The 24,224-nt window shown below is 69.6% G+C and carries 24 protein-coding genes; 18 read left to right on the plus strand and 6 right to left on the minus strand.

The genetic code is table 11. The features are described 5' to 3' along the window. Window position 1: 1 nt before the first annotated feature. On the plus strand, window positions 2–793 hold the full coding sequence (locus tag FGL91_RS05740; protein ID WP_131492770.1) for an SDR family NAD(P)-dependent oxidoreductase: 792 nt from the start codon (window positions 2–4) through the stop codon (window positions 791–793). 21 nt (window positions 794–814) lie between these two features. Here the strand turns inward: FGL91_RS05740 and FGL91_RS05745 are convergent, their stop codons facing one another. Continuing rightward, the gene (locus tag FGL91_RS05745; protein WP_153243321.1) at window positions 815–1,645 is read right to left on the minus strand and encodes a hypothetical protein; all 831 of its coding nucleotides are present in this window, start codon (window positions 1,643–1,645) and stop codon (window positions 815–817) included. A 103-nt stretch (window positions 1,646–1,748) separates the two neighbouring features. Between FGL91_RS05745 and dinB the strand changes: the two genes are divergently transcribed. Further along, the gene (gene dinB / locus FGL91_RS05750) at window positions 1,749–2,945 is read left to right on the plus strand and encodes a DNA polymerase IV (RefSeq protein ID WP_131492766.1); all 1,197 of its coding nucleotides are present in this window, start codon (window positions 1,749–1,751) and stop codon (window positions 2,943–2,945) included. A gap of 195 nt (window positions 2,946–3,140) precedes the next feature. Here the strand turns inward: dinB and FGL91_RS05755 are convergent, their stop codons facing one another. Both FGL91_RS05755 and FGL91_RS05760 read right to left on the minus strand, forming a co-directional pair. Then, window positions 3,141–3,491, minus strand: a complete 351-nt coding sequence (locus tag FGL91_RS05755; RefSeq protein WP_131492764.1) for a nuclear transport factor 2 family protein — start codon at window positions 3,489–3,491, stop codon at window positions 3,141–3,143. Then, window positions 3,484–4,230 (minus strand): SDR family NAD(P)-dependent oxidoreductase, encoded by a 747-nt coding sequence (locus tag FGL91_RS05760; protein ID WP_131492762.1) that lies wholly within the window; start codon window positions 4,228–4,230, stop codon window positions 3,484–3,486. The genes FGL91_RS05755 and FGL91_RS05760 overlap by 8 nt, the downstream gene beginning before the upstream one ends. A gap of 88 nt (window positions 4,231–4,318) precedes the next feature. Here FGL91_RS05760 and FGL91_RS05765 point away from each other — a divergent pair, with 88 nt between their 5' ends. Together FGL91_RS05765 and FGL91_RS05770 are read left to right on the plus strand one after the other, a co-directional pair. Continuing rightward, window positions 4,319–5,293 carry a C-terminal binding protein gene (locus FGL91_RS05765; RefSeq protein ID WP_131492760.1) on the plus strand — a complete coding sequence of 325 codons (975 nt, stop codon included), beginning with the start codon at window positions 4,319–4,321 and terminating at the stop codon, window positions 5,291–5,293. A 13-nt stretch (window positions 5,294–5,306) separates the two neighbouring features. After that, complete coding sequence (locus tag FGL91_RS05770) at window positions 5,307–6,161, plus strand: fumarylacetoacetate hydrolase family protein (RefSeq protein ID WP_153243322.1); 855 nt, start codon at window positions 5,307–5,309, stop codon at window positions 6,159–6,161. A 112-nt stretch (window positions 6,162–6,273) separates the two neighbouring features. Here the strand turns inward: FGL91_RS05770 and FGL91_RS05775 are convergent, their stop codons facing one another. Further along, window positions 6,274–7,122, minus strand: coding sequence for an SMP-30/gluconolactonase/LRE family protein (locus tag FGL91_RS05775; RefSeq protein ID WP_131492756.1), 849 nt, complete (start codon window positions 7,120–7,122; stop codon window positions 6,274–6,276). Next, entirely contained in the window at window positions 7,119–7,994 is an 876-nt protein-coding gene (locus FGL91_RS05780) for a hypothetical protein (RefSeq protein WP_153243323.1), read from the minus strand. Before FGL91_RS05780 ends, FGL91_RS05775 begins: the two co-directional genes overlap by 4 nt. A gap of 124 nt (window positions 7,995–8,118) precedes the next feature. Between FGL91_RS05780 and FGL91_RS05785 the strand changes: the two genes are divergently transcribed. Continuing rightward, window positions 8,119–8,994 carry an alpha/beta fold hydrolase gene (locus FGL91_RS05785; protein ID WP_153243324.1) on the plus strand — a complete coding sequence of 292 codons (876 nt, stop codon included), beginning with the start codon at window positions 8,119–8,121 and terminating at the stop codon, window positions 8,992–8,994. Next, window positions 8,991–10,097 (plus strand): M20 family metallopeptidase, encoded by a 1,107-nt coding sequence (locus FGL91_RS05790; RefSeq protein WP_153243325.1) that lies wholly within the window; start codon window positions 8,991–8,993, stop codon window positions 10,095–10,097. The genes FGL91_RS05785 and FGL91_RS05790 overlap by 4 nt, the downstream gene beginning before the upstream one ends. Window positions 10,098–10,351: 254 nt before the next feature. Here FGL91_RS05790 and FGL91_RS05795 read toward each other — a convergent pair whose 3' ends face one another. Then, window positions 10,352–11,068, minus strand: a complete 717-nt coding sequence (locus FGL91_RS05795; protein WP_153243326.1) for a TetR/AcrR family transcriptional regulator — start codon at window positions 11,066–11,068, stop codon at window positions 10,352–10,354. Between the two features lie 162 nt (window positions 11,069–11,230). Here FGL91_RS05795 and FGL91_RS05800 point away from each other — a divergent pair, with 162 nt between their 5' ends. The 12 genes from FGL91_RS05800 to FGL91_RS05855 all read left to right on the plus strand — a co-directional run bounded on the left by FGL91_RS05800 (window position 11,231) and on the right by FGL91_RS05855 (window position 24,224). Further along, on the plus strand, window positions 11,231–13,075 hold the full coding sequence (locus tag FGL91_RS05800) for an alpha/beta hydrolase family protein (RefSeq protein WP_153243327.1): 1,845 nt from the start codon (window positions 11,231–11,233) through the stop codon (window positions 13,073–13,075). Between the two features lie 119 nt (window positions 13,076–13,194). Next, window positions 13,195–14,895 (plus strand): ABC transporter substrate-binding protein, encoded by a 1,701-nt coding sequence (locus tag FGL91_RS05805; RefSeq protein ID WP_134352688.1) that lies wholly within the window; start codon window positions 13,195–13,197, stop codon window positions 14,893–14,895. 43 nt (window positions 14,896–14,938) lie between these two features. Next, window positions 14,939–15,904, plus strand: coding sequence for an ABC transporter permease (locus FGL91_RS05810; protein WP_153243328.1), 966 nt, complete (start codon window positions 14,939–14,941; stop codon window positions 15,902–15,904). Next, a complete protein-coding gene (locus tag FGL91_RS05815; RefSeq protein ID WP_153243329.1) occupies window positions 15,901–16,803 on the plus strand; it encodes an ABC transporter permease in 903 nt (300 codons plus the stop codon). Before FGL91_RS05810 ends, FGL91_RS05815 begins: the two co-directional genes overlap by 4 nt. Continuing rightward, a complete protein-coding gene (locus FGL91_RS05820) occupies window positions 16,800–17,807 on the plus strand; it encodes an ABC transporter ATP-binding protein (protein ID WP_153243330.1) in 1,008 nt (335 codons plus the stop codon). Before FGL91_RS05815 ends, FGL91_RS05820 begins: the two co-directional genes overlap by 4 nt. Continuing rightward, window positions 17,804–18,829: an ABC transporter ATP-binding protein gene (locus FGL91_RS05825; RefSeq protein WP_153243331.1), complete on the plus strand. Its 1,026-nt coding sequence runs from the start codon at window positions 17,804–17,806 to the stop codon at window positions 18,827–18,829. The genes FGL91_RS05820 and FGL91_RS05825 overlap by 4 nt, the downstream gene beginning before the upstream one ends. Window positions 18,830–18,950: 121 nt before the next feature. Beyond that, window positions 18,951–20,036 carry a tartrate dehydrogenase gene (locus FGL91_RS05830; protein ID WP_153243332.1) on the plus strand — a complete coding sequence of 362 codons (1,086 nt, stop codon included), beginning with the start codon at window positions 18,951–18,953 and terminating at the stop codon, window positions 20,034–20,036. A gap of 149 nt (window positions 20,037–20,185) precedes the next feature. Beyond that, entirely contained in the window at window positions 20,186–21,088 is a 903-nt protein-coding gene (gene phnD, locus FGL91_RS05835) for a phosphate/phosphite/phosphonate ABC transporter substrate-binding protein (protein ID WP_131493034.1), read from the plus strand. Next, on the plus strand, window positions 21,085–21,981 hold the full coding sequence (locus FGL91_RS05840) for a phosphonate ABC transporter ATP-binding protein (RefSeq protein WP_227991924.1): 897 nt from the start codon (window positions 21,085–21,087) through the stop codon (window positions 21,979–21,981). Before phnD ends, FGL91_RS05840 begins: the two co-directional genes overlap by 4 nt. After that, window positions 21,965–22,834, plus strand: coding sequence for a phosphonate ABC transporter, permease protein PhnE (gene phnE, locus FGL91_RS05845; protein ID WP_131493036.1), 870 nt, complete (start codon window positions 21,965–21,967; stop codon window positions 22,832–22,834). The genes FGL91_RS05840 and phnE overlap by 17 nt, the downstream gene beginning before the upstream one ends. Beyond that, window positions 22,831–23,598 carry a tyrosine-protein phosphatase gene (locus tag FGL91_RS05850; RefSeq protein ID WP_153243333.1) on the plus strand — a complete coding sequence of 256 codons (768 nt, stop codon included), beginning with the start codon at window positions 22,831–22,833 and terminating at the stop codon, window positions 23,596–23,598. The genes phnE and FGL91_RS05850 overlap by 4 nt, the downstream gene beginning before the upstream one ends. Further along, window positions 23,595–24,224: a TetR/AcrR family transcriptional regulator gene (locus FGL91_RS05855; RefSeq protein WP_153243334.1), complete on the plus strand. Its 630-nt coding sequence runs from the start codon at window positions 23,595–23,597 to the stop codon at window positions 24,222–24,224. The genes FGL91_RS05850 and FGL91_RS05855 overlap by 4 nt, the downstream gene beginning before the upstream one ends.

Genomic DNA, 24,224 nt, shown 5'->3' on the forward strand with positions numbered 1-24,224 from the left:
GATGACAGACTCCCCGCGCAGCGTCGTGGTCACCGGCAGCGGCAAGGGCATCGGTCGGGCCGTCGCCGAGCGCCTCACCGCCGATGGGTGGATCGTGGTCGGGCTCGAGCGTTCGTCGGGATCCGGCACGGTCGAAGACGGGGTCGTGGCCGAGGTCGTCCTCGGCGACGCGGCCGACCGGGCCGCGCACGAGCGCGCCGCCGCTGCCGCCCTGGCGCGGGCGCCACTCGCCGGGTGGGTCAACAACGCCGGCATCACGAAGCGCACGGCGCTGCACGACCTCGATGAAGACACCGTGCGTGAGATCCTCGGCATCAACGGCTTCGGCTACATCTGGGGCTGTGCGACCGCGGTGTCGGCCTTCGTCGACCAGGGGCTCGCGGGCGCGATCGTCAACATCGGTTCGATCCACGGACGCTCCAGCTTCACCGACCACGCCGCCTACGAGTTCACGAAGGGCGGCATCGACGCTCTCACCCGCAGCGTGGCCGTGTCGTACGGCGCACTCGGCATCCGTGCCAACACGGTCGCACCCGGGGGTGTGCGCACCCCGCACCTCGAAGCGCAGATCGCGCGCGCGGCAGACCCCGCCGCCGAAGAGCGTGCGCTCGCGGAAGGGCCGCCCATGGGCCGCATCGCCCGAGCCGAGGAGGTCGCCGCGGTCACCGCGTTCCTCCTTTCGGGCGAGGCGCCGTATCTCTCGGGCCAGTCGATCGCGGTCGACGGGGCGTGGACCGCATCCTTCGGCGACATCGCGATCGACCCGGCCCTGCGCGCGCGCTTCGAGGACTGACGGAAGACCCGCAGGCGCCTTTCAACGGAGGTACGCGTCCACGAGCAAGGCCCCGCGGATGACCCGCAGCTCGTCGATGATGCGCGCGAGGCTCTTCGCGCTCACCGAAGACAGCACGAGGTCGTGGGGACCCAGGGGCTCGAGCTTCCCGGTGCGGATGCGGACGACCTCCCAGCCCGCGGCGCGGAGGGCTCTGTCCTTGCGCAGATCCGCATCCTGTCTCTTGCCGACGTGCTCCAGACCGTGGCGGCCGACGGTGTCGTACTCGAGCGCGACGCGCAACTCCGGGAACACGATGTCGGGCCACACCTCGGTGTGACGGAAGAAGGGGCGGGACACCTTCACCGCGTTCACCGGCGCGTCGAACTCGATCAGTGCGTCGAGACCCGCACGCAGGCGTCCCTCCGCGGCGGATGCGGGGCGCGGCGCGCACTCGCTCACGAACGCGGTCCCCGCGGGCAGGTCGGGGGTCTTCGTGCAGAGCGCGGGCGCGGGACGAGGAGGTCGGCGCGGGAGGGCGCGTGCCTCGCCGAGCACGACCGGCTGCGGGCGAGCGAGCGCGGAGCAATCCGGGCACCACGCAGAGCGGCGCCGCGCCGGTCCCGGACGCTCGCGCTGCTCGGTGGGTGTGGCGGCGAACCGATGCCCGACCGCGCACTCCCAACAGAGGAGCACATCGGCCGCCAGGGGGATCTGCGACAGGACGATGCCGTGGTTGAGCTCCGGGTGGTACTGCCGGATCAGTTCCGGATACGCCGCCCATCCGGCCAGGTAGGTGCCCACGTCGTACGGAACGGCGCGACTGCGGGAGAACTGCCGTCGCGCCCACCATTGCTTCACCGGTTCCGGCACGCGCCGACAGTATCCGTGAGCACCGACACCGCGTCGCCACTCCCGATGCCACCACTGGTGTCCCCGGTCCGTGCGACGATCCGCACGTCGACGGGAGAACGGGATGCATGGGGCAGCCACGGTGCTGCACGCCGACCTCGATGCGTTCTACGCGTCGGTCGAACAGCGTGATGCGCCGGAACTACGCGGTCGGCCGGTCATCGTGGGCGGCGGTGTCGTGCTGGCCGCGAGCTACGAGGCGAAGGCGCGCGGAGTGCGCACCGCCATGGGCGGGCGAAAGGCGCGGGAGCTCTGCCCGGATGCGGTCGTGGTCCCGCCGCGCATGGAGGCGTACTCCGCCGCCAGCAAGCAGGTGTTCACGATCTTCCGCGACACCACACCGCTTGTCGAGGGACTCTCGATCGATGAGGCGTTCCTCGAGGTCGGAGGCCTGAGGCGCATCGCCGGCAGCCCCGAGCAGATCGCGGCACGGTTGCGCGAACGCGTGCGAACGGAGGCGGGACTCGCCATCTCGGTCGGGGTCGCGCGCACCAAGTTCCTCGCCAAGGTCGCCAGCGCCGTGAGTAAACCCGACGGCCTGCTCGTCGTGGAGCCCGAGCGCGAGGAGGAGTTCCTGCTCCCCCTTCCGGTCGAGCGGCTATGGGGCGTCGGGGCGGTGACGGCCGAGAAGCTGCGCCGCTACGGCATCCGCACCGTCGGAGAGCTCGCCGAGCTCGAGGCGGCGACCGCCGAGCGGATGCTGGGCAAGGCCACGGGCGCGCACGTGCACGCGCTCGCTCGTCTGCGGGATCCGCGCCCTGTCGACACCACGCGCCGCCGGGGGTCGATCGGCTCGCAGCGCGCTCTCGGCAGCCGTCCCCGCGCTGCCGAGGAACTCGACCTCATCCTCACGCAGATCGTCGACCGGCTCGCTCGGCGCCTGCGTGACGGCGACCGCGTCTGCCGCACCGTCGTGCTGCGCCTGCGCTTCGGAGACTTCTCGAAAGCCACGCGCTCCCGCTCGCTCCGCGCACCGACCGACCGCACCGCCGTGCTGCTGACCGTCGCGCGCACACTGCTCGCCGCAGCGCAGGCCGAGATCGCCGACCGCGGCATCACCCTGATCGGCATCTCGCTGTCGCAGCTCGATCGCGCCGACCGTGTGCAGCCCGAGCTGCCGATCGACTGGGGCGATGAGGCGCGCCTCGACACCGTGCTGGACACCCTGCGCGACCGCTTCGGTGGGACCTCCGTCTCCCGGGCGGCGCAACTCGGTCGTGACCCCGGATGGTCCTCGCCGGTCCTCCCCGAGCACGAGTGAGCCGTACCGGGGCCTGCGCCGCGACGGAGCCCGCACGCGTTGCGAAGGGGAACTCACGGGAGGAAGGTGCGTTCTGGCGAGAGGGGCCTTCGTAGCGAGAGTTCTCCTTCGCAACGTGCGTCTCCTTCGCAACGTGCGTCTCCTTCGCAACGTGCGTCTCCTGCGCAGGATGCGACGCGTGCGAGCGCAGCGGGCTCAGGCCTTGAGCATCGACGCCCGGGCGATCACGCCGCCGACCACGTCGAAGGTCGCGATGGTCTCGGTGGCGACCCCTGCGTTGATGACCTGCTCCTGCGCGACGACCCACCGCGTCCCGAACAGCACGCTGGTCTCGATCACGCACGACAGCTCGGGGTTCTGCAGGCGCGGCTCGTAGAAGGCACGGATCGCGGCGGAGCCGACCACGGGCTCGGTGGCGACGCCGGTGATCACGGCATCCTCGGCGTAGGTCGCGACGAACGCATCCAGGGCGTGCGCGTTGAACGCATCGAGTTGAGCCTGGACGGTGTCGAGGGCAGAGCGGTCGAGGGCGGGGCGGTCAGTCAATGCGAACTCCTCCGTTGACGTCGTAGGTGGCGCCGGTGATGAACCGGGCACGCTCCGACGCGAGCGATGCGATGATCCAGGCGACGTCTTCCGGCTGTCCGAACGCCCCGAGCGGGATGCCTGCCTCGAGCTTCTCGCGTCCCGCGCCCTGCAGCTGGTCGGTGATCGCGCTCGCGACCGGGCCGGGCGTGACGGCGTTCACGCGGATGCCTTCGGATGCCAGGTGCCGGGCGAAGCTGCGGGTGATCGCGAGGATCGCTCCCTTGCTGGCGGCGTAGTGGATGCCGGTCTGCAGGGCTCCGACCTGTCCGGCGATCGAGGCGATGTTGATCACGGAGCGATCCCCTTCTGCGGCGCGGAGCAGCGGGAGGGCACCGCGAGTGAGGAAGAAGGTGCCGCGGGCGTTGGTCTCGAGGACCATGTCCCATTCATCGAGGTCGATGTCGTCGTAAGGGGTGTACGGGCAGACGCCGCCGTTGTTGACGAGCACATGCAGCGAGCCCCACGCCGTCGTGACCTCTCCGACCAGGGCGTCGATCGAGGTGCGGTCCCGCAGGTCGAGACGTGAGACGCGCACCTCGGGCGAGCCCGCCGTGCGGCATTCCTCGGCGATGCGGAGGGCCTCGGCCTCGCGTCCGGCGTAGGTGATCCAGAGGGCGGCGCCCTCGCGGGCGAGTTCGAGAGCGGCGGCGGTTCCGATGCCGGAACTGGCCCCCGTGATCAGTGCGCGGCGAGTCATGGGTTCGATGCTATAGCAAAATTGCGCTCATGGAGATGGCGGAAATCGCGCTGTACATCCCTTTGCTAGATGCTATAGCATCGCAGTCATGACCGAGCCCTTCATCCTCGTCAGCGACTGCGACCTCCCGGGAACCGTGATCGAAGACACCCTCCGGCAGGCGGGATTGCGCGCCGAGCGTGCCGCCTCCGGCAGCATCGACGACATCGCCGCTCTCGGCGCCGACGCCGAGGGGCTCGTGGTGCAGTGGGCGCAGATCACCGGCGACGTGATGGACCGGATGCCGAACCTCCGCATCATCAGCCGCGTCGGCATCGGCTACGACATGGTCGATGTCGAGGCCGCGACCGCTCGCGGCATCGCCGTCGCGAACACTCCGAGCTACTGCATCGAAGAGGTCGCCGCGCATACGATCGCCATGATCATGACGCAGGCGCGCGGCCTCCCCGCCTACGACCGCGCCGTGCGGGCCGGCACGTGGAAGGCTGTCGATGCCCGCCCGCTCGCCGTGCGGCCCTCCACCACCACGGTTTCGGTGCTCGGCTTCGGTCGCATTGGTTCGATCGTCGCCCGCGGGTGCCGCGCCCTGGGCTTCCGGGTGCTCGTCGCCGACCCCTACGCCTCCGCCGACGCGGTGCGTGAGGCCGGGTGCGAGCTCGTCGCGATTCCGGATGCGGTGGCACAGGCCGACCTCCTCACGCTGCACGTGCCGCTCACCGACGACACCCGACACCTGATAGATGCCGCCGCGATCGCGACCATGAAGAAGGGGGCCGTCGTGGTGAACACGTGCCGCGGCCCGCTCATCGACGACGAGGCGCTTGCGGCCTCCCTGCGCGCCAGGCATCTGGGTGCCGCGGCCCTCGACGTGTTCGCGGGCGAACCGCTCGCCGCCGACTCCCCGCTCCGCGACCTCGATGAGGTGCTGCTCACGCCGCACGCCGCGTGGTTCTCGCCCGAGGCACTCGATGATCTGCCCGTGCACGCGGCCGAGAACATCACTCGATACCTGGCCGGCGAGTCGGTGCCGATCGTCAACCCGACCTACACCGCCGTGCGCTGACCGAAGGACCACTGTGGAGCTCCTGCGACTCGGCCCGATCGGCCAAGAACGTCCCTACGTCCGTGAGGCGGGGGTCGTCTTCGACCTCACGCCACTGACACCCGACATCGACGGCGACTTCCTCGCAGCCGACGGCATCGCCCGCGTGCGTGAGGCCCTGGTCCGCGACGAGCTGGCAGCGGTCACGGTGGAGGGGCTGCGCATCGGCGCTCCGGTCGCCCGTCCGACCGCGGTGGTGTGCATCGGCCAGAACTATGCCGCGCATGCGGCGGAGTCCGGATCGCTGCCGCCCGAGCATCCGGTGATCTTCTTCAAGCACCCGAACACGGTCGTCGGCCCGGACGACGTCGTGTTGCTGCCGCCCGGCGCCGAGAAGGTCGACTGGGAGGTCGAACTGGCGGTCGTGATCGGCAGGACGGCCCGATACCTGCCGTCGCCGGATGCTGCGCGCGAGGTCATCGCCGGATACACGATCTCGAACGATGTCTCGGAGCGGGCGTACCAGCTCGAGGTGTCGGGCGGGCAGTGGTCGAAGGGCAAGTGCTCCGAGACATTCAATCCGCTCGGGCCCGCGCTGGTGCCGGCGGACGAGGTCGACCCGCAGGCGCTGCGACTGCGGTCGTTCGTGAACGGCGAACCGCGTCAGGACTCGTCGACGGCGGACATGATCTTCCCGGTGCTGCAGATCGTGCACGAGCTGAGTCAGTATCTGGTGCTCGAACCGGGGGATGTGATCAACACTGGCACCCCGGAGGGCGTCGCGCTGTCCGGGCGCTTCCCCTATCTGCAAGACGGCGATGAGATGACGATCGAGATCGATGGTCTCGGACGTCAGCGCCAGCGCACCGAGCGGGCGCACCTGGGCTGACGTCAGGCTCTCACCCGGCGGTCTCTGGCCGGGGCACGGTTCCTTTTGCTGAGTGCACCGTGTCCCGATCAGAGGCCGTCGGGCGTCTCGGGCACCCGCACGGACAGACGGCTCAGCCGGCGAACGGTGTGACGGAGACGCCGTGCACCCCCGGGCGCGCGGCGTACACCGATCCTGCGTCGGTGCCGTGGTCTGCCGAGAGCCCCTGCGCCGATGTCGTGATGTAGAGCGTGCCGAGGTCGTCGCCGCCGAACGTGCACGCCGAGACCTGCGGGACGGGGAGGGCGATCGTCTCCACCAGGGCTCCGGATGCGTCGTAGCCGTGCACCGCGCTGCCGCCCCAGAGTGCGACCCAGACGCTGCCGTCGGCGGCGACCGTCAGGCCGTCCGGCAGGCCCTGCTCCTCGGGGATGGTCGCGAAGGTGCGCCGGCCGCGAAGCTCGCCCTCGACGACGTCGAACACGTCGATGCGGTGGGTCATGGTGTCGACGTAGTAGACGCGACGACCGTCGGGCGAGAAGCCGACGCCGTTCGACACGGTCGTGTGCGCCAGCACGGTCGAGATCGCGAGGTCGGCGTCGAGTCGCAGCACGACCCCGGCATCCGGCGTCGCGTCGTAGGCCATCGAACCGGCGATCAGACGGCCGCGCGGGTCGCAGCACCCGTCGTTCATCCGCACACGCGGGTCATCGAGCAGGGTCGCGACGGCGCGGGCTTGACCGTCGACGTCGTCGGCCAGATACAGGGTGCGCGCGCCGACCGCCACCAAGCCGCCGCCGACGCGGGGTCGGGCGAAGGCCAGATACTCGTCGTCGAGGTGCTGGCGAGTCACGCCGTCACGGCGGAGGGTGAGCAGGTCGCCGGCAGTGCCGTCGACCCAGCGGAGTCCACCCCAGCCCGACCACCACACGGGTCCTTCGGCATGGTGGGCGACCGGACCGGTGACGTTGTCCGGGGTCATGCGTCGTCGCGCGGTTTCGGGCGCGGCGGTGCGGGGCGCAGCGGGTCGGCGCGGGGAATCCGCTCGGGCTCGGGTGCGGCCTCCGTCACGGGCGTTTTCTCGGCAGGGACAGTCGGTGCCGGAGCTGCGGTGGGGTGTGCCGGCAGTTCCCGCGCGACCTGTTTCTCGAGCACGGTCACCGCGTCTTCGGAGAGCAGGATGAGTCCGTCGAGCTCTTCGCGCACCCGCTTGTAGGCGACGTTGCGCTCGGCTTGTGTCGCGGACTCATCGACGGCGACCTTGAGCAGTTGCTGCGCCCGCTCGAGGCGTTTGCGCTCCGGCTCCGTGAAGGTCGAATCGCGGAGGCGCCGGGCATCCTTCTCGGCGATCTCGAACGCGACGGCGTAATCGCCCACGGCCTGCAGGTACTCGGTGATCTGCTGCTCCGACACCTTCGCATCGGCGGACGCCGGTCGCAGGGCATCCGCGGTCTTCTTCGCGCGGAGGAACGCCGCGGTCAGGGGCTGGCGTCCGTCGCTCATGGCGGGGAACGCGATGAGCTTCGCCACGTCCAGCTCGTAGTCGAGCCAGCGCGCGGTGATCTCGTCATGCTCGGCGAACAGACGCGCGACCAGATCGTTCGGTGCGACGGACGCCGTCGTGTCGACGACGGAGGGTCCTCGACGCTTGTTCTGCTGGGTGAGCGCGCGCGCCTCGATCTCGGCGGTCTTCAGCTGCGCTTTGATGCGAAGGGTCTCCAGGCGGCGCTCGTGACGGCGCTTGGAGTTGCGCTCCCAGGCCTTCGCCGCACCGCCGGCCATTCCCATGATCGGGAAGATGAGCCACCAGTAGTTGCCGGCGAAGTTCCAGAAGCCCTGGATGAACTCTTCCATGATGGGTTCAGCCTACTGCGCACGGTGGTCGCCGTCCTCTCTCCTGCTCAGGGGTTCCCAAAGGCTTTGTCATTGATATAGTCAACGCAACTGACTTGCAAAGCCGGAACCGGAGAGTTGGACGATGATGACCCCTTCCCGCACGACGATGACGCTGGACTGCGACGGCATCGGCATCGCCGCAGAAGTCCGTGGATCGGGCCCCGCCGTGCTGCTGCTGCATGGGTATCCGGAGACCAAGGCCATGTGGGAGGGGGTCGCGGCGGAGCTCTCCACCACACATACGGTCGTCGCGACGGATCTGCGCGGCTACGGCGACTCGGCGAAGCCGCGCGGCGAGCGCTACTCCAAGCGCGAGATGGCGGCGGATCAGGTCCTCGCGATGCGGACGCTCGGCTTCGAACGCTTCGCCGTGGTGGGCCACGACCGGGGCGGGCGGGTCGGGCATCGGATGGCGCTCGACCATCCGGAGGCCGTGACGGCGCTGGCCGTGCTCGACATCGTGCCGACGCTGCACATGTTCGAGAACGTCGACCGCGAGATGGCGACCGCCTACTTCCACTGGTTCTTCCTCGCGCGCGCTGACGGGCTGCCCGAAGCGCTCATCTCCGCCGACCGCGAGACCTGGCTGCGCAGCCGCTTCACCGGTCGCCGACATGACGGTGATCGGCTGCCCGAGGCGTACGCGGAGTACCTCCGCTGTTTCGACGTCGACACCGTCCACGCGTCCGGCGCCGACTACCGCGCGGCCGCGGGCATCGACCTCGACCACGACCGCGCAGACCGCGCCGCAGGGCGCAGAGTGGATGTGCCCGTGCTCGCGCTGTGGGGAGAGCACAGCTACGTGGGGCGCAACTTCGATGTGCGCGCGGCGTGGACTCCCTACGCGCCTGCGGTCACCGGCGCACCGGTCGACGCGGATCACTACCTCGCCGAAGAGGCGCCGCGGGCCACGGCGGCCGCGCTCCGGGTCTTCCTCGCCGAGGCGGTCGCGGCATGAACGTCCGCACCCAGGCGATCGAACGCCTCGACGCACTCGTGTCCATCGAGACGCCGACCGGGGATGCCGCTGCGCTCGCCGAGGCGCAGGCTCTGGTGCGCTCCTGGATCGAACCCGTGCTGGGGGTGCGCGGCGAGATCGAGAGCGTCGACGGGGTCGAGCATCTGCTGTGGCGAGGGGGGTCCGCGCCGTCGGTGCTGCTGCTCGGGCACCTCGACACCGTGTTCCCCCAGGGCACCATCCGGCACCGGCCGTTCCGGCTCGAGGGCGACCGCGCGACCGGCCCGGGGGTCTTCGACATGAAGGCCGGGATCGTGATCATGGCCGCGGCCCTCGAACGTGTCGCTCATCCCGGTGAGGTCGCGGTGCTGCTCACCAGTGACGAGGAGGTCGGCTCGCTCACCTCGCGCGCCCTCATCGAACGCGAAGCCGCTCGCGCAGGCACCGTGCTGGTGCTGGAGCCGAGCCTCGACGGGGCGCTGAAGATCGCCCGCCGCGGCGGAAGCATCTATCGCGTCGCGCTCACCGGGCGTGCAGCACATGCCGGACTCGAGCCGTGGAAGGGGCGCAGTGCCCTCATCGAGCTGGCGCACCACGTGCTCGCGCTGCCCGAGCTCGCCGATGAGGAGCGCGGCACCACGGTCAGCCCCACGGTCGCCCGTGCGGGAACTGCGACGAACGTCATCCCGGAGCACGCGGAGGTGCGCGTCGACGTCCGGGCCTGGACGCTCGACGAGCTGGAGCGGGTGGATGCCGCGATGCAGGGCCTCGACCCGCATACCGAGGGAGTGGGGGTCGAGGTCATCGGCGGGATCAACCGTCCGCCGATGGAGGAGCGTTCATCGGTCGACCTGCTGGCCTGCGCGCGGCTCGTCGCCGAACGGCTCGGTCATCCGGAGGTCGAGGCGGTGTCGGCCGGCGGTGCTTCGGACGGCAACTTCACGGCAGCCGTCGGTGCTCGCACCCTCGATGGTCTCGGGCCCCGCGGTGCCGGGGCGCACGCCGACCACGAGTGGGTCTCGATCGACTCCATGATCGAGCGGATCGACCTGCTCGCTGGCATGCTCGACGAGCTGTCATCCGCTCGCACCCCCGCATCCTGAAGGAGATCTCTCGCTCTGAAGGAGATTTCTCGTTCTGAAGGAGACTGCTCGCGCCGAAGGGCTCTCTCATCCTGAAGGAGATCTCTCGCTCTGAAGGATTCCTAGCCCAGAACGCTCCTTCGGGACGTGTTTTCTCCTTCGGGACGTGTGTTCTCCTTCAGGATGCGTGTTCTCCTTCAGGGCGCGTGTCCCTTCAGGGCGTGTGTTCTCCTTCAGGGCGTGTGTCCCTCCAGGCGCGCACACGGGCTCGGGTGTCAGGTCCCGGGAGCGTGCCGTTCGATGCTCTCCAGCAGCAGGTCGAGGGCGGTCTCCCAGGCACGCGGATCGCGCACGGCGGGAAGGGTGTCTCCGGCCCAGGTGATCGCGGGGAACTCTTCCGGGTCGAGCCGGCGGAAGTCCATCTGCCAGGTGAGCTCGTCGGAGTCCTGGACATCGGCGGGAAGAGCGGTCAGGGCGGCCTGGATGCTGGACGCCGAGCGGATCAGCTGCCCGAGCGCGCGGGCGTACAGCGCAGCCTGCTCACGGTCGTACCCGCCGCGGCGGAGAGCCCCGATCGAGAACTCCATCGACGAGAAGTCGGTAGGGCGGCGCAGCGCCATCTGCAACGCGAACTCCGGGTAGCGCATGTAGTGGTCGTGGATCAGGTGCGCCTGCCGTCGCAGGTCGTCGAGCCAGTCGTCGGTCGCCACCAGGCCGCCGCTGTAGGAGCGGGCGCGGAGGGTGTCGATCAGGGCGAGGAGCAGCTCGTCCTTGTCGCGGAAGTGCCGGTAGATCGAGGTCGGGTGGGCGCCGAGCTCCTCGCCGATCGCCTGGAAGGTGAGCCGGTCGAGCCCCTCCCGTTCGACCACCCGGTCGGCGGCCGCGACGATGATGTCGCGGCTCAGGGAATCGCGGGCGCGGCGTGGGCGGGTGGTCGAGCTCGTGGCGCGTGTCGGCGCCTTCGCCGGTTCCGCGGCCTTCCGTGTCGCCATCGGGGCACTCCGTTCGTCGTCGCGTATCGGTCACGCAGAGATCACGGTACCCCACCGTCGTCACGGTGTCTGTCAGCGGCATCGACAAGGTGGAGGGACACTATCCGTATCGACTAGCCAGTGTTATAGTCAACGTCATTGACCAGGTGAGAAGGAGCAAGGATGCTGCAGAGCCCGGAAGAGCCGAGGACGGATGCGGTCGACGAGCGCTTCGCCGTGCCGTACCTCATGACCGTGCGCCCCGCCTCGGGCGCCGAAGACCTCGCCCTGGTCATCGAGAATCATCCGGACGGTGCTCGCGGACGCCTCTGGCATGCACCCGGCGCCCCGGGGGAACCGTTGCCCTTCGAAGTCAGCACGGGCGCGATCGTCACGAACGACGGACGGTGGATCGTCGACCTCGACGACGGCGGCGGCTCCGAGGTCGGGACCCTCGTCGCCACCTCGCTCGACGGTCGTGAGCGCGTCGCACTGACCCCCGGCCGCGAGCCCTACGTCCTGCGCGGCCTCACGATGTCGTACGACGGCTCCGCCCTGGTGGCCACCGTCGTCGATGAAGACGGCTTCCACGTGCTGGTGATCCCGGCGGCTCCGTGGGGTGAGCCGAAGGTCGTCTACTCCCACCCCGTCGAGGCCTGGTTCGGTCTGCCGTCGGCCGACGCCTCGCTGGTCTCGATCGACACGACCGCCCACAACCCCGGTATCCGTCGTCCGCTGATCACGGTGGTCGACGCCGTGAGCGGCACGCCCGTCGCCACGCTCGACGACCTGCCGGCCGGGCCGGTCCGTGCCGTCGGCTTCTCCTCGGAGCCCGGGGATGAACGCCTGCTCCTCAACACCGAGCGCAGCGGTTTCTCGCGTCCGGCCATCTGGCATGTCCGCACGGGCCAGCGGCACGACTTCGACCTGCCCCACCTCGCCGGAGAGGTGATCGCCCTCGACTGGAACGCCGCTGCCGGGCGGGTGCTCGCTCTGCACGTCGACGGCGGCATCCATCGGCTGCTGGAGCTCGACGAAGCCGACGGCACGGCACGGACCATGCTCGAAGGAGGGAGTTTCGCGGAGCCGGACGTCGCGAGCCTGCATCCGTACTACTGGACGTCGTACTACGCGCCTCGGGGAGCGGTACGAGCGCTGCGCTCGAGCTGGGACGTGCCGCTGCGGGTGACCGAGGTCACCGCGGACGGGCGTGAGGTGACGCTCATCGCACCCGCGGAGGTTCCCCCCGGGCAACCGTTGACCTCGACCCTCGTCACGAGCGCCGACGGTACCGCGGTGCAGCTGTGGTCGGGGCGTCCCGCGGGGCGCGCACCGATCGGCACCGTGCTCGAGATCCACGGCGGCCCCAACCTGGTCGCCGTCGATCACTACAACCCGTCCGCGCAAGCCTGGATGGATGCCGGCTTCGCCTACGCGTCGCTCAACTACCGCGGCTCTGTGACGTTCGGGCGTGCGTTCCGCGAAGGTTTCTGGAACGCCGGGGGCGACCGGGAGATCGAGGATGTCGCTGCGGCGATCGCCTGGCTGCGCGCACAGGGCCTCGCGGATCCGGCTTCCACGTTCATCACCGGGGCGTCCTACGGCGGGCACATGACGCTGCTCAGTGTCGGCCGTCTCCCCGAGCTGTTCGCCGGTGGCTTCGCCCACGTGGCGGTCGCCGACTGGTCGGTGACGATCGAGGCCATGAACCCCGCGGTGCGCACGGTGTGGAGTTCGTGGGTCCCGCCCGAGCTCGTCGAACGCTTCTCGGCCATCACCTACCTCGACGACGTCACGGCCTCCGTCTGGGTCAATCAGGGCTCCGTCGACACCCGCACCCCGGTCATCGGAGTGCAGGGCTACGTTGATCGCCTGCGCGCCCGCGGCGGTGACGCCGTGCTCGAGATCTTCGAGGGCGGGCATGAGCCCACGGGTCTGAAGGGTGCCGCGCACGATCAGCGTCGCATGCACGAACTCGCCCTGCGGACCCTCGCCGGCGAGCGTTGGGATAACGAATCTCGCCACTAGTCATGAACATTGACTAAAAGACTTGCTATCTTTTCCGGTCAGTCCTAGAGTCGGACCAATACCCGCACGACAGCACGTTCGCACTGTCCCTCAGTCGCACGATCACTGGAGATCCGTCCATGTCGAAATCACTGCTTCGCACCGCTGTACCCGCATCCCGCCGCGTGCTCATCGCCGCGCTGACCGTCACCGCGCTGGTCGGTTCCCTCGCCGCCTGCGCACCGTCGTCCGCGACGCCCGAACCCAGCGAGGTCGCCGTCGTCGACGGTGGCGAGCTCGTGATCGGCGCCGAGCAGGAGCCCGACTGCACCGACTGGATCGCCACGTGCGCCGGGTCGATCTGGGGCACCTACGTCATGCAGGTGCCGACCATGCCTGCCGTCTTCCAGACCCGCCAGGTCGATGAGGAATGGGTGCCCGTCCCCTCCGACCTCGTCACCGAGGAGCCGGTGGCCGAGGTCGCTGCCGACGGCACGCAGACCATCACCTACTCGATCAACCCCGAAGCGGTGTGGTCGGACGGCGAGCCCATCACCTCGGCAGACTTCGCCTACACCGCGCTGCAGATCCGTGACGGCGACGACATCTTCGACAAGACCGGCTACGACCGCATCACCGCCGTCGACACGAGCGATCCGCAGACCGCGGTCGTCACGCTCGACTCCGCGTATGCCGGATGGCGCACACTGTTCAGCGTCTACGGCATCATGCCGTCGCACCTGCTCGAAGGGCAGGACCGCGCCGCGCTCATGACCGACGGCTACGACTTCAGCGGCGGCCCCTGGAAGATCGAGAAGTGGACCCGCGGCACCTCGGTCACCCTCGTGCCGAACGAGAACTACTGGGGTGAGAAGCCGCACCTCGACAGGGTGACCTTCCTGTTCCTGCCCGACACCACCGCGGCGTTCCAGGCACTCAAGAGCGGTCAGGTCAGCGCGCTCTACCCCTCGCCGCAGCTCGACGCGCTCACCCAGATCGAGGCGGGTCTGCCCGGCATCCGGTCCCAGGTCGATGCGCGCAGCGGCAACCTCGAGGCGATCTGGCTGAACAACGCCGCCGCCCCCTTCGACTCGGTCGCGGTGCGTCAGGCGCTCGCGTACTCGATCGACCGCGACGCGATCGTGAAGCGCCTGTTCGGAAGCCTCGGCATCGAGGAAGCCCAGCAGAGCTTCAACTCCCCGATGGTCGCGCCGTTCGCCGCCGACGACTTCTCGCGGTACACGCTCGACCTCGACAAGGTCGACGAGCTGATGGAAGGCGACGGCTGGTCGAAGAACTCCGACGACGTGTGGGCGAAGGACGGCGAGACGGCCACCTTCGCGGTCAAGACCCTCGCCGGCAACAAGCGCCGCGACCTCACCGTGCAGGTGCTGCAGTCGCAGCTCGCCGACGCCGGCTTCGAGATGACGATCGATCAGGTGACGCCCGCCGACCTGTTCGGCACGACCGCGCCGCAGGGCGACTTCCAGGCCGGCCTGTGGGCTCTCGTGGACACGTTCCCGGACCCCACGCTCAGCTCGACGTTCTCCTCGGTCAACATCCCGAGTGAGGCGAACGGCTACTCCGGCATCAACTTCTACCGCGTCGACATCCCGGGTCTCGACGACCTGCTCGGCCAGGTCGACAGCGAGATCGACACGGATGCCCGCATCGCGGCGTCGCACGAGGGGGACGCGTTGATCGCGGAGAACGTGCCGTCGCTGCCGCTGGACACGGTGCCGAACGTGCTGCTGTGGAGCGAGACGGTCGGCGGCCCCCTGCAGATCAACCCGGTCGAGGGTCCGTTCTGGAACCTCGCCGAATGGGGTCTGGCCGGCTGACGCCGACCGGGTTCGAGAGCCAGGACAGGGACGGGGCGACGACGTGATCACCTTCATCACACGGCGAGTGCTGTACTCGGTGCCGGTGATCCTCGTCGCCTCGTTCATCCTGTTCTGGGCCGTGCGCTCGACGTTCGATCCGCTCGCGAAGCTCCGGCAGGCGCAGGATCCGACGGCGATCGCCCGGGAGATCGAGCGGTTGGGGCTCGACCGTTCCATCCCCGAGCAGTACTTCCTCTGGCTGCGTGCGATGGTGACGGGCGACTGGGGGGTGAGCACCCGCACCGGCACTCCCGTGCTGCCCTTGATCGGCGAAGCGTTGTGGCCGACGCTCCAGCTCGCGTTCTGGGGGCTCGTCGTGGCCGTGCTGATCGCCGGAGGCGTGAGCGTCTACTCGGCCGTGCGACAGTACTCGCTCGGCGACAACCTGCTCACCGGAGCCTCGTACATCGGTATCGCGATGCCGGCGTTCTGGTTCGGGCTGATCCTCATCCAGACCTTCGCGGTGTGGCCGAAGGAGCAGTTCGGGCTCAGCGAGCCGCCCCTGTTCTTCATCGGGTTGCACTCCCCGGGGCAGACCGGAGCGCTCGACTACATCCGCCATCTGGTGCTGCCGGTCGCCGCGCTGATGATCGCGCTCGTCGCGTCGTGGAGCCGGTTCGGGCGCGCGGCCATGCTCGATGCGCTGTCGAGCGACTACGTGCGCACCGCACGAGCCAAGGGCGTCCCGCGACGACAGGTCATCTGGCGGCATGCGGTGCGCAACTCCCTCGCGCCGTTCGTGACGGTCGTGGCGCTGGATGCCACGATCCTGATCGGCGGACTCGTCGTGACCGAGCAGATCTTCGCGATCCCCGGCATGGGGCGGCTGTTCCTGCAGTCCCTGGTCGCCGGTGACGTGTTCGTGCTGCTGCCGTGGATGCTCGTGGTCGCGGTCGCGGTGGTCCTCAGCAACCTGATCGCCGACATCGCCTACGCGGTGCTCGACCCGAGAGTGAGGCTGTCATGAGTGGTGCAGGCATCGCCGGGAGCGAGGAGCTGCTCACCGAGCAGGACCCGCAGAAGGCTCCCACCCGCCAGCTGCTGAAGGGCTTCCTGCGGCACCGACTGGGCGTCGTGAGCCTGGTGGTCCTCGTGGTCCTGGTGATCGCGTGCTTCGGCGCCGGTCTGATCGCGCCGTATGCGCAGGGACAGCAGGACCTGCTGCTCGGACCCACGCCGCCGTCGGCGGAGCACTGGCTCGGAACCGACGAGCTCGGGCGCGACTACTTCAGTGAGATCCTCTTCGCCGGTCAGGTGTCCCTCGCGATCGGGCTGGCGGTCGCGTTGCTCGCCACGCTCGTCGGCACGGCGGTCGAGGCGATCGCCGGCTACGTCGGCGGCTGGATCGGCGAACTGCTCATGCGCATCACCGACCTGTTCCTGATCGTCCCGGCGATCGCGCTGCTCGCTGTGATCCTGCAGGGACTCGGGCCGTCACCCACGACGATCGTGTTCGCGCTCACGGCGCTGGGGTGGACGTACATCGCCCGCGTCGTCCGCGCGCAGGTGCTCTCGCTGCGGGAGAAGGACTTCATCGACGCGGCCAGGGGCATCGGCGCGTCGGGCCCGCGCATCGTCATCTCGCACCTGCTTCCGAACCTCGCGGGCGTGATCGCCGTCGCGATGAGTCTGGCCGTGGCCTCCTCGATCATCGCCGAGTCGACGCTCAGCTTCCTCGGCTTCGGGGTGCAGCCGCCGCAGACCAGCTGGGGTTCGATGCTGAGCCAGGCCGCCGGCTACGTCGGAACCCCCCAGGTGTACCTGCTGTACTTCCCCGGACTGTTCATCCTCGTGACGGTGCTGTGCGTGAACTTCATCGGCGACGGACTGCGCGATGCGCTCGACCCGCAGGGGAAGAACCTGTGAGCGGGCGGGAGGTGCTCCTCGCGGTCGAGGACGTGTCGATCAGCTTCCCGACCGATGCCGGGCTCGCCAAAGCGGTCGAAGGAGTCTCCTTCGTGCTGCACGAGGGCGAGACGGTCGGCATCGTGGGGGAGTCGGGCTCAGGCAAGTCGATGACGGCGATGGCGATCATGGGCCTGCTGCCGAAGAAGGCCGTCGTCACCGGGTCGATCCGCTTCCGCGGGCAGGAGCTCGTCGGGCTCTCGGATGAGGAGCTGAGGGCGATCCGCGGCAACGACATCGCGATCGTGTTCCAGGACGCCCTGACCGCGCTCAACCCCGTCATGCGCGTCGGGGACCAGCTGATCGAGGCCGTGCGCGTGCACCGGCCGGAGTCGACGGCGGCCGAGCGCAGGACCAGGGCGGTCGAGCTGCTCGACCTGGTCGGCATCCCCTCGCCCGACCTGCGCGTCGACCGCTATCCGCACGAGTTCTCCGGCGGCATGCGGCAGCGCGTCATGATCGCGATGAGCATCGCGAACGAACCCGACCTGCTGATCGCCGACGAGCCCACGACCGCGCTCGATGTGACGGTGCAGGCGCAGGTGCTCGAGGTGCTGCGCGAGGTCCAGCGCCGGACCGGCACCACGGTGCTGCTCATCACGCACGACCTCGGGGTCGTCGCCGGCACCGCCGACCGCGTGCTCGTGATGTACGCGGGCGGGCTGGTCGAGACGGCCGACGTCGACCCGCTGTTCTACGAGACCGCGCACCCGTACACCGCGGGACTGCTCGCCTCGCTGCCGCGCATCGACCGGCGGGCGTCGCGGGACGAACGGCTTTATCAGATCGCCGGGCAGCCCCCCGTGGCGACGGCCTGGCCCGCCGGATGCCGCTTCGCGCCGCGGTGCGCCCACGCCGTGGTCGGCCTCTGCGACGTGGCCGTGCCCGAACCGGTCGCGGTCGGTGAAGAGCACACGGCCGCCTGCGTGCGGGTCGGCGAGTGGCAGAAGGAGATCGTCTCATGAGCGCGCCCCTCAGCGTCCCGGTCCGCAGCGCGGGCCTCACCGTGCAGGACCTCGTCAAGGAGTACCGCGTCGGCGGTGGTCTGTTCGGTCGGACCCGTGACGTGGTGCAGGCCGTGTCGGAGGTGAGTCTGTCGATCGAGGGCGGGCAGACCTTCGGGCTCGTGGGCGAGTCCGGATGCGGCAAGTCGTCCCTCGGACGCAGCGTCGCCCGTCTGCAGTCCAGCGACGGCGGGTCGATCCGTCTCGGCGAGGACGACATCACCCGGGTCGAGGGGACGCGCCTGCGGGCCCTGCGTCGCCGCGTGCAGTTCGTGTTCCAAGACCCGTACGCCTCGCTGAACCCGCGCAAGTCGGTGCGGGCGACCCTCACCGAACCGCTCGTGATCCACGGTCTGCACCGTGGGGACCACGACCGCCGCGTCGAAGAACTCCTCGCGCAGGTCGGGCTCGACCCCGCGCACGCCGACCGCTTCCCCCATGAGTTCTCGGGCGGACAGCGGCAGCGGATCGGCATCGCCAGGGCGCTCGCCGTGGAACCCGAGGTCATCGTGCTCGACGAGCCGGTCAGTGCGCTCGACGTCAGCGTGCAGGCGGGCGTGCTCAACCTGCTCGACGATCTGCAGCACGACCTCGGGCTCACGTACCTCTTCATCGCGCACGACCTCTCCGTGGTGCGGCACCTGAGCGACCGGGTCGGGGTCATGTACCTCGGCCGACTCGTCGAGGAAGGACCCGTCGACGAGCTGTACGAGCGGCCGCTGCATCCGTACACGCAGGCGCTGCTGTCGGCCATCCCGGTGCCCGATCCTCGAGCCGAGCGGGCACGCGAGCGCATCGTGCTCACCGGTGACGTGCCGAGCCCGGTGTCGCCGCCGAGCGGATGCCGCTTCCGCACCCGCTGCTGGAAGGCCACCGAGATCTGCGCCGAGGTCGTGCCGCCGCTCGTGGAGCCCGCACTCGTCGCCCCCGGCAGCACGCATCGCGTCGCCTGCCACCACCCCGCCGAGCGCGACGTCCTCTGACCCCGCCCCCACCTCTCATCTCCACCCCCGTGTGTTCCGGTCGCGATATGTCACCCGAAAAGACCGAATCAGGTGACATATCGCGACCGGAGCAGAGGGGATGTCCCGGAAGGAACCACCCATGACGACCACGCACCGCATCGCCGTGATCGCCGGAGACGGCATCGGCCCCGAGGTCATGCCCGAGGGGCTGCGGGTGCTGCGAACCGCGGCCGCCCGCTTCGACATCGCCCTCGAGTTCGAGGAGTTCGACTTCGCGAGTGCCGCGTACTGGCAACAGCACGGGCAGATGCTGCCGGACGACTGGTTCCAGACTCTGCGCGAATTCGACGCGATCTTCTTCGGCGCGGTCGGCTGGCCCGATGTGGTGCCCGACCATGTGTCCCTGTGGGGGAGCCTGATCCAGTTCCGCCGGGCGTTCGACCAGTACGTGAACCTGCGCCCGGTCCGGCTCATGCCCGGGGTGGTCTCCCCGCTCGCCGGACGCGCCCCCGGAGACATCGACTTCTACGTCGTGCGCGAGAACACCGAGGGCGAGTACTCCTCGATCGGCGGACGCATGTTCGAGGGCACCGACCGTGAGTTCGTGCTGCAGGAGACCGTGATGACCCGCACCGGCGTCGACCGGGTGCTGCGCTACGCGTACGACCTGGCGCAGCGCCGCGAGGCGAAGCACCTGACCTCGGCGACCAAGAGCAACGGCATCTCGATCTCGATGCCGTACTGGGACGAGCGGGTGGCCGCGGTGGGTGCCGACTACCCCGACGTGCGCCGCGACCAGTTCCACATCGACATCCTCACCGCGAACTTCGTGCTGCACCCCGACTGGTTCGACGTGGTCGTGGCCAGCAACCTGTTCGGCGACATCCTGTCCGACCTCGGACCCGCCTGCACCGGCACGATCGGCATCGCCCCGAGCGCCAACATCAACCCTGAAGGGGTCTTCCCCAGCCTCTTCGAACCGGTGCACGGCTCCGCGCCCGACATCGCGGGCCAGGGCATCGCCAACCCGATCGGCCAGATCTGGTGCGGCGCGATGATGCTCGAGCACCTCGGATATCCGGAGGCCGGAGCCGCCGTGCTCGCCGGGATCGAAGACGTGCTGGCTCGTGGCGCGGATGCGGCACCGTTCACGCCGGACCTCGGCGGCACGGCCACGACGACGGAGCTGGGCGCGGCGATCGCGGAGGCCGTCGCCACCGTCTGAGCGGATCGCTGCACGCCGACCGGCCGATACCAGCCGTTCACGAATCGTTCCTTTCGGAGTATGGCGGTCTCGTAATTGCCCGTCACCTTCGGGAGTTGGAATACCGATGTTCTCGGAATTCCGAGGCATCTCCCTCCCGAAAGGTCATCATGCGCCGCTTCACCCTGCCCGTCGTCGGCCTCCTGGGCGTGGCTGCCCTCACCCTCACCGCCTGCCAGGGCTCGACTGCCGAGGCCGCACCCGCCGATCCCGACGCCCCTCTCACGATCGCCACGATCCCGGTCGGAGACGACCCCACCGCCGAGAACCCGATCGAGGTGTTCGCCGAGCTGCTGGAAGAGGCCACCGGTCGCACGGTCGAGATCACCGATGTGCCCGACTACCTCAGCGTCGTCGAGGCCATCCGCGCCGACCACGTCGACATCGGCATCATGAGCGGTTTCCCGTCCGCACTCGCCGTGAACACGGGTGAGGTGGATGCGCTGGTCGCGTTCGAGGGCGACGGCAAGCCGGTCTCGACCTGCGTGGTGCGGGAGGACTCGCCCATCCAGACCGTCGAGGATCTCGAGGGTGCGACCGTCGCCTTCGCCGACCAGGCCTCCAGCTCCGGCTACTTCATGCCCGTGTACATGCTGCACGAAGCGGGACTCGAGCAGGGCACCGACTACGAGGCGATCTTCGCGGGCGGACATGAGGGCAGCTTCGCCGCACTCGAGCAGGGGCAGGTGGATGCCGCGTGCACCGCCATCATGCTCACCGAACTCGGTGCGCCGATGTTCCCCTTCGCGGATGGCGAGTGGCGCGCGGTCGGCGAGAGCCCTGCGATGGACATCCAGGGAGCCGTTCTGGGTCGTCCGTCCCTGGACGCCGAGACGCGCAAGGTCATCCAGGACGGCATCGCCGAGGTGTTCTCGCCCGCCAACGCCGAGCGTCTGGGCGCGTACGGGGCTTTCGCCGCCGCCCCGCAGACCGTCGACCCGAAGGCATCCGCCTTCACCTCGTTCGCCGAGATCGCCGCGGTTGCGGGTGTCGAGCTCGAGGACCTGAAGTGACGGTGGCCGCCCCGGCCGCGCGGCTGCGCGGCACACACGGAGAGGGTTCCGCCGCCGACGGGCGTGTTGCGGATCGACACGCCCAGGCGCGCGCAACTGATCTGCGTTTCGGCACCGACACCCGCGCCGAAGGGCCCGTCGTCACGGTGCGCGGCCTGCGAGTCGCGTATGACACGACGACGGTGCTCCGCGGAGTCGACCTCGACCTGTTCCCCGGCGAGATGGTCGCCCTGCTCGGTGCGTCGGGTTCGGGCAAGTCGACACTCATGCGCAGCCTCACCGGGTTCGCCCCGATTTCGGCCGGCACAGTGCGGGTCGCGGGCCATGACGTCACGAACCTCGGTCGCGGCGAACTGCGCACCCTCCGCTCGGGGGTCGGCCAGGTGTTCCAGCAGTTCAACCTGATCCCGCGACTCAGCGTGATGACGAACGTGCTCACGGGGGCACTGCACGGCGCGGGACCGATCAATCTCGCCGGCGGTTTCACCGGGGCCCATCGCCGGCGGGCGCTCGAACTCCTCGATCGGGTCGGCATCGCCCACAAGGCGTCCGCTCCCGCGCGCTCGCTCTCGGGCGGGCAACAGCAGCGCGTCGCGATCGCCCGAGCGCTCATGCAGCAGCCCACGGTGATCCTGGCCGATGAACCGGTCGCCTCGCTCGACCCCCGGCTCGCCGGCTCGGTGCTCGACCTGCTGCGGGAGATCGCGACGCAGGACGGCATCCCGGTGCTGGTGAGCCTGCACGTGCTGCCCCTCGCCCTCGCGCACAGCGACCGGATCGTGGGACTGCGCCACGGCGAGATGCTCGTATCCGGGGCGACCTCGGGGCTGGATGCCACGGCGTTGGAAGCCCTGTACGACGACGAGGAGCACGGCGATGACGACGACCACTGAGCCCCGCACACCCGGTACACCCCGCACCGACCGGACCGACCGGACCGACCGTCCGCACCTCGACCCGGCGGAGCGCGCCCGCCTCGAAGCGGCGTTCCGGGTGCCGCGCGCCCGCTTTCTGATCGGGCTGCCGGTCGCCGTCCTGCTGCTGATCTGGTCGTTCAACGGCGCCCAGTTCAACTTCGTGAAACTTGGTGAGGGCGCGGTCAACATGGGCGAGTTCCTGTCGCGCCTGTTCCCGCCCGACTTCTCGAAGATCGGCACCATCCTCGCCCTCCTGCTGGAGACGTTCCAGATGGCTGTGGTCGGCACGGTCCTCGGTGCGGTCCTGTCGCTGATCGTCGCGTTCGGAGCCACGTCGACCCTCGCGCCCAGGTGGCTGTACTACCCCACACGCTGGGTGATGAACATCATCCGCTCGGTCCCCGACCTGGTGTTCGCGCTCATGTTCGTCTCGGCTGTCGGGCTGGGTCCGTTCGCGGGAATCCTGGCCATGACGCTCGGTTCCATCGGGTCGATCGGCAAGATCTTCGCCGAGGCGATGGAGCAGGTCGACCGCGGACCGGTGGTCGCCATGGAAGCGGTCGGCGCCTCGAAGCGGCAGGTCATCCAGTACGGCGTCCTGCCGCAGGCCGCGCCCCTGCTCACCTCCTACACGCTGCTGCTGTTCGAGGGGAACGTGCGCGGCGCGACCATCCTCGGACTCGTCGGCGCCGGAGGCATCGGACTCGAACTGACCACGGCCATGCGCATGTACGACTACGGCCACCTCAGCGCCATCATCATCTGCATCATCGTGCTCGTCACGGTGATCGACCAGGGCAGCGCCCTCATCCGAAGGAGAATCACATGACCCTCATCGACACCGACCTCGTCCTCAGCGCCCCGGTCAACCTGCGCGATCTCGGAGGCATCGCGATCGACGGCGGCGTGCTCCGTGAGGGGGTCGCCATCCGCGCCGACGACCTCGCCTACGTGACTCCGCAGGCCGCGGACCAGCTCATCGATCGTGGGCTCACCGCGATCATCGATCTGCGCTCGCCGCGGGAGGCTTCCCTCACCGGCCGTGGCCCGCTCGGCGCGCATCCGGTCGCGTACCACCACCTGCCGCTCATCGCGGATGTGGGGGAGACGATGGATCGCGAACAGCCGGCGCTCACGCACGAGGCGATGGGACTCATGTATCAGCGCATGGCCGAGAGCGCGGCGCCCCAGCTGGTGATCGCGCTCACCGTGATCGCGCACACGCCCGGTGCGGTCGCCTTCCACTGCGCCGCCGGCCGAGACCGCACCGGTGTGCTCGCGGCCATGCTGCTGCTCGTGCTCGGCGCGGCCGACGACGACATCGTCGCGGACTACGCGCGCACCGGCGACAACATGGTCGCGATCATGGCGCGCACGGCCCCGGTGATGGGGGCGATGTGGAAGGCGCTCGGCTTCGACGCCGATGCCCTCGAGAAGGCGTCGTCGTTGTTGGAGGGCTCGATGGACGTGTCGATGCGCAGTCTGCTGGACACCCTCCGCGCGCAGCACGGTGACCCGCTGACGCCGCTGCGCGCCGCGGGACTCTCCGATGCCACGATCGCCCGACTCCGTGCCAAGGCCCTGGCCGCGTGACCGTCCTGGAGAGGGAAGCCGGGGCTGCGGTCCGCCGCCGCCCCGGTCGACCGCGTGACGAAGAGATCGATGGGCAGATCGTCACGGCGACGCTCGAGATCATCGATGCGGGCGAGGAGGTCACGGTATCGCGTGTGGTCGCGCGCAGCGGAGTGAGTCGGGCGGCGCTGTACCGACGCTGGCCCTCTCTGACGCTGCTGATCGCCGCCGCGCTCGACGTCGGGCGTGAGGTGCCGCCGGAGTACCCGGTCGATGCGGATCTGCACGAGATCCTGCTCGCGGGGCTCGGGCTCGGAGCCGACGGTGTGGCGCCCTCGGCCCCCGGATACTCCGAGGCGCGATTCCGGCAGCGCATCCGTCTGGTGATGGCCGATCGTGCGCTGCAGAAGACGTACTGGCAGTCGCATGTCTCGCGGCGCCGGGTACCGCTGCAGAACGCGCTACGGACGGCGATCGCGCGGGGCGAGCTGCGGGCCGACCTCGATGTGGAGGCCTGCTTCGACGCCATCGCGGGTGTCGCGTACTACCAGCTCGTCGTGCGCGGCGACCGGGTCAGCGATCCTGCGGTGGTCGAGCGGATGCGCGCCGCGATCGAGGTGATGTGGCGTGGGATGGTCGCTGCCTGA

The organism is Microbacterium sp. CBA3102, from assembly GCF_007954505.1.
GTDB lineage: Bacteria > Actinomycetota > Actinomycetes > Actinomycetales > Microbacteriaceae > Microbacterium > Microbacterium aurugineum.

What these genes read in the sequence shown, in the direction of transcription:
- FGL91_RS05740 (WP_131492770.1), top strand. Translation starts at nt 2, where the DNA reads ATGACAGACTCCCCGCGCAGCGTCGTGGTCACCGGCAGCGGCAAGGGC.
- dinB (WP_131492766.1), top strand. Translation starts at nt 1,749, where the DNA reads ATGCATGGGGCAGCCACGGTGCTGCACGCCGACCTCGATGCGTTCTAC.
- FGL91_RS05760 (WP_131492762.1), bottom strand. Translation starts at nt 4,230, where the DNA reads ATGACTCGCCGCGCACTGATCACGGGGGCCAGTTCCGGCATCGGAACC.
- FGL91_RS05765 (WP_131492760.1), top strand. Translation starts at nt 4,319, where the DNA reads ATGACCGAGCCCTTCATCCTCGTCAGCGACTGCGACCTCCCGGGAACC.
- FGL91_RS05775 (WP_131492756.1), bottom strand. Translation starts at nt 7,122, where the DNA reads ATGACCCCGGACAACGTCACCGGTCCGGTCGCCCACCATGCCGAAGGA.
- FGL91_RS05780 (WP_153243323.1), bottom strand. Translation starts at nt 7,994, where the DNA reads ATGGAAGAGTTCATCCAGGGCTTCTGGAACTTCGCCGGCAACTACTGG.
- FGL91_RS05785 (WP_153243324.1), top strand. Translation starts at nt 8,119, where the DNA reads ATGATGACCCCTTCCCGCACGACGATGACGCTGGACTGCGACGGCATC.
- FGL91_RS05790 (WP_153243325.1), top strand. Translation starts at nt 8,991, where the DNA reads ATGAACGTCCGCACCCAGGCGATCGAACGCCTCGACGCACTCGTGTCC.
- FGL91_RS05795 (WP_153243326.1), bottom strand. Translation starts at nt 11,068, where the DNA reads ATGGCGACACGGAAGGCCGCGGAACCGGCGAAGGCGCCGACACGCGCC.
- FGL91_RS05800 (WP_153243327.1), top strand. Translation starts at nt 11,231, where the DNA reads ATGCTGCAGAGCCCGGAAGAGCCGAGGACGGATGCGGTCGACGAGCGC.
- FGL91_RS05805 (WP_134352688.1), top strand. Translation starts at nt 13,195, where the DNA reads ATGTCGAAATCACTGCTTCGCACCGCTGTACCCGCATCCCGCCGCGTG.
- FGL91_RS05815 (WP_153243329.1), top strand. Translation starts at nt 15,901, where the DNA reads ATGAGTGGTGCAGGCATCGCCGGGAGCGAGGAGCTGCTCACCGAGCAG.
- FGL91_RS05825 (WP_153243331.1), top strand. Translation starts at nt 17,804, where the DNA reads ATGAGCGCGCCCCTCAGCGTCCCGGTCCGCAGCGCGGGCCTCACCGTG.
- FGL91_RS05830 (WP_153243332.1), top strand. Translation starts at nt 18,951, where the DNA reads ATGACGACCACGCACCGCATCGCCGTGATCGCCGGAGACGGCATCGGC.
- phnD (WP_131493034.1), top strand. Translation starts at nt 20,186, where the DNA reads ATGCGCCGCTTCACCCTGCCCGTCGTCGGCCTCCTGGGCGTGGCTGCC.
- phnE (WP_131493036.1), top strand. Translation starts at nt 21,965, where the DNA reads ATGACGACGACCACTGAGCCCCGCACACCCGGTACACCCCGCACCGAC.
- FGL91_RS05850 (WP_153243333.1), top strand. Translation starts at nt 22,831, where the DNA reads ATGACCCTCATCGACACCGACCTCGTCCTCAGCGCCCCGGTCAACCTG.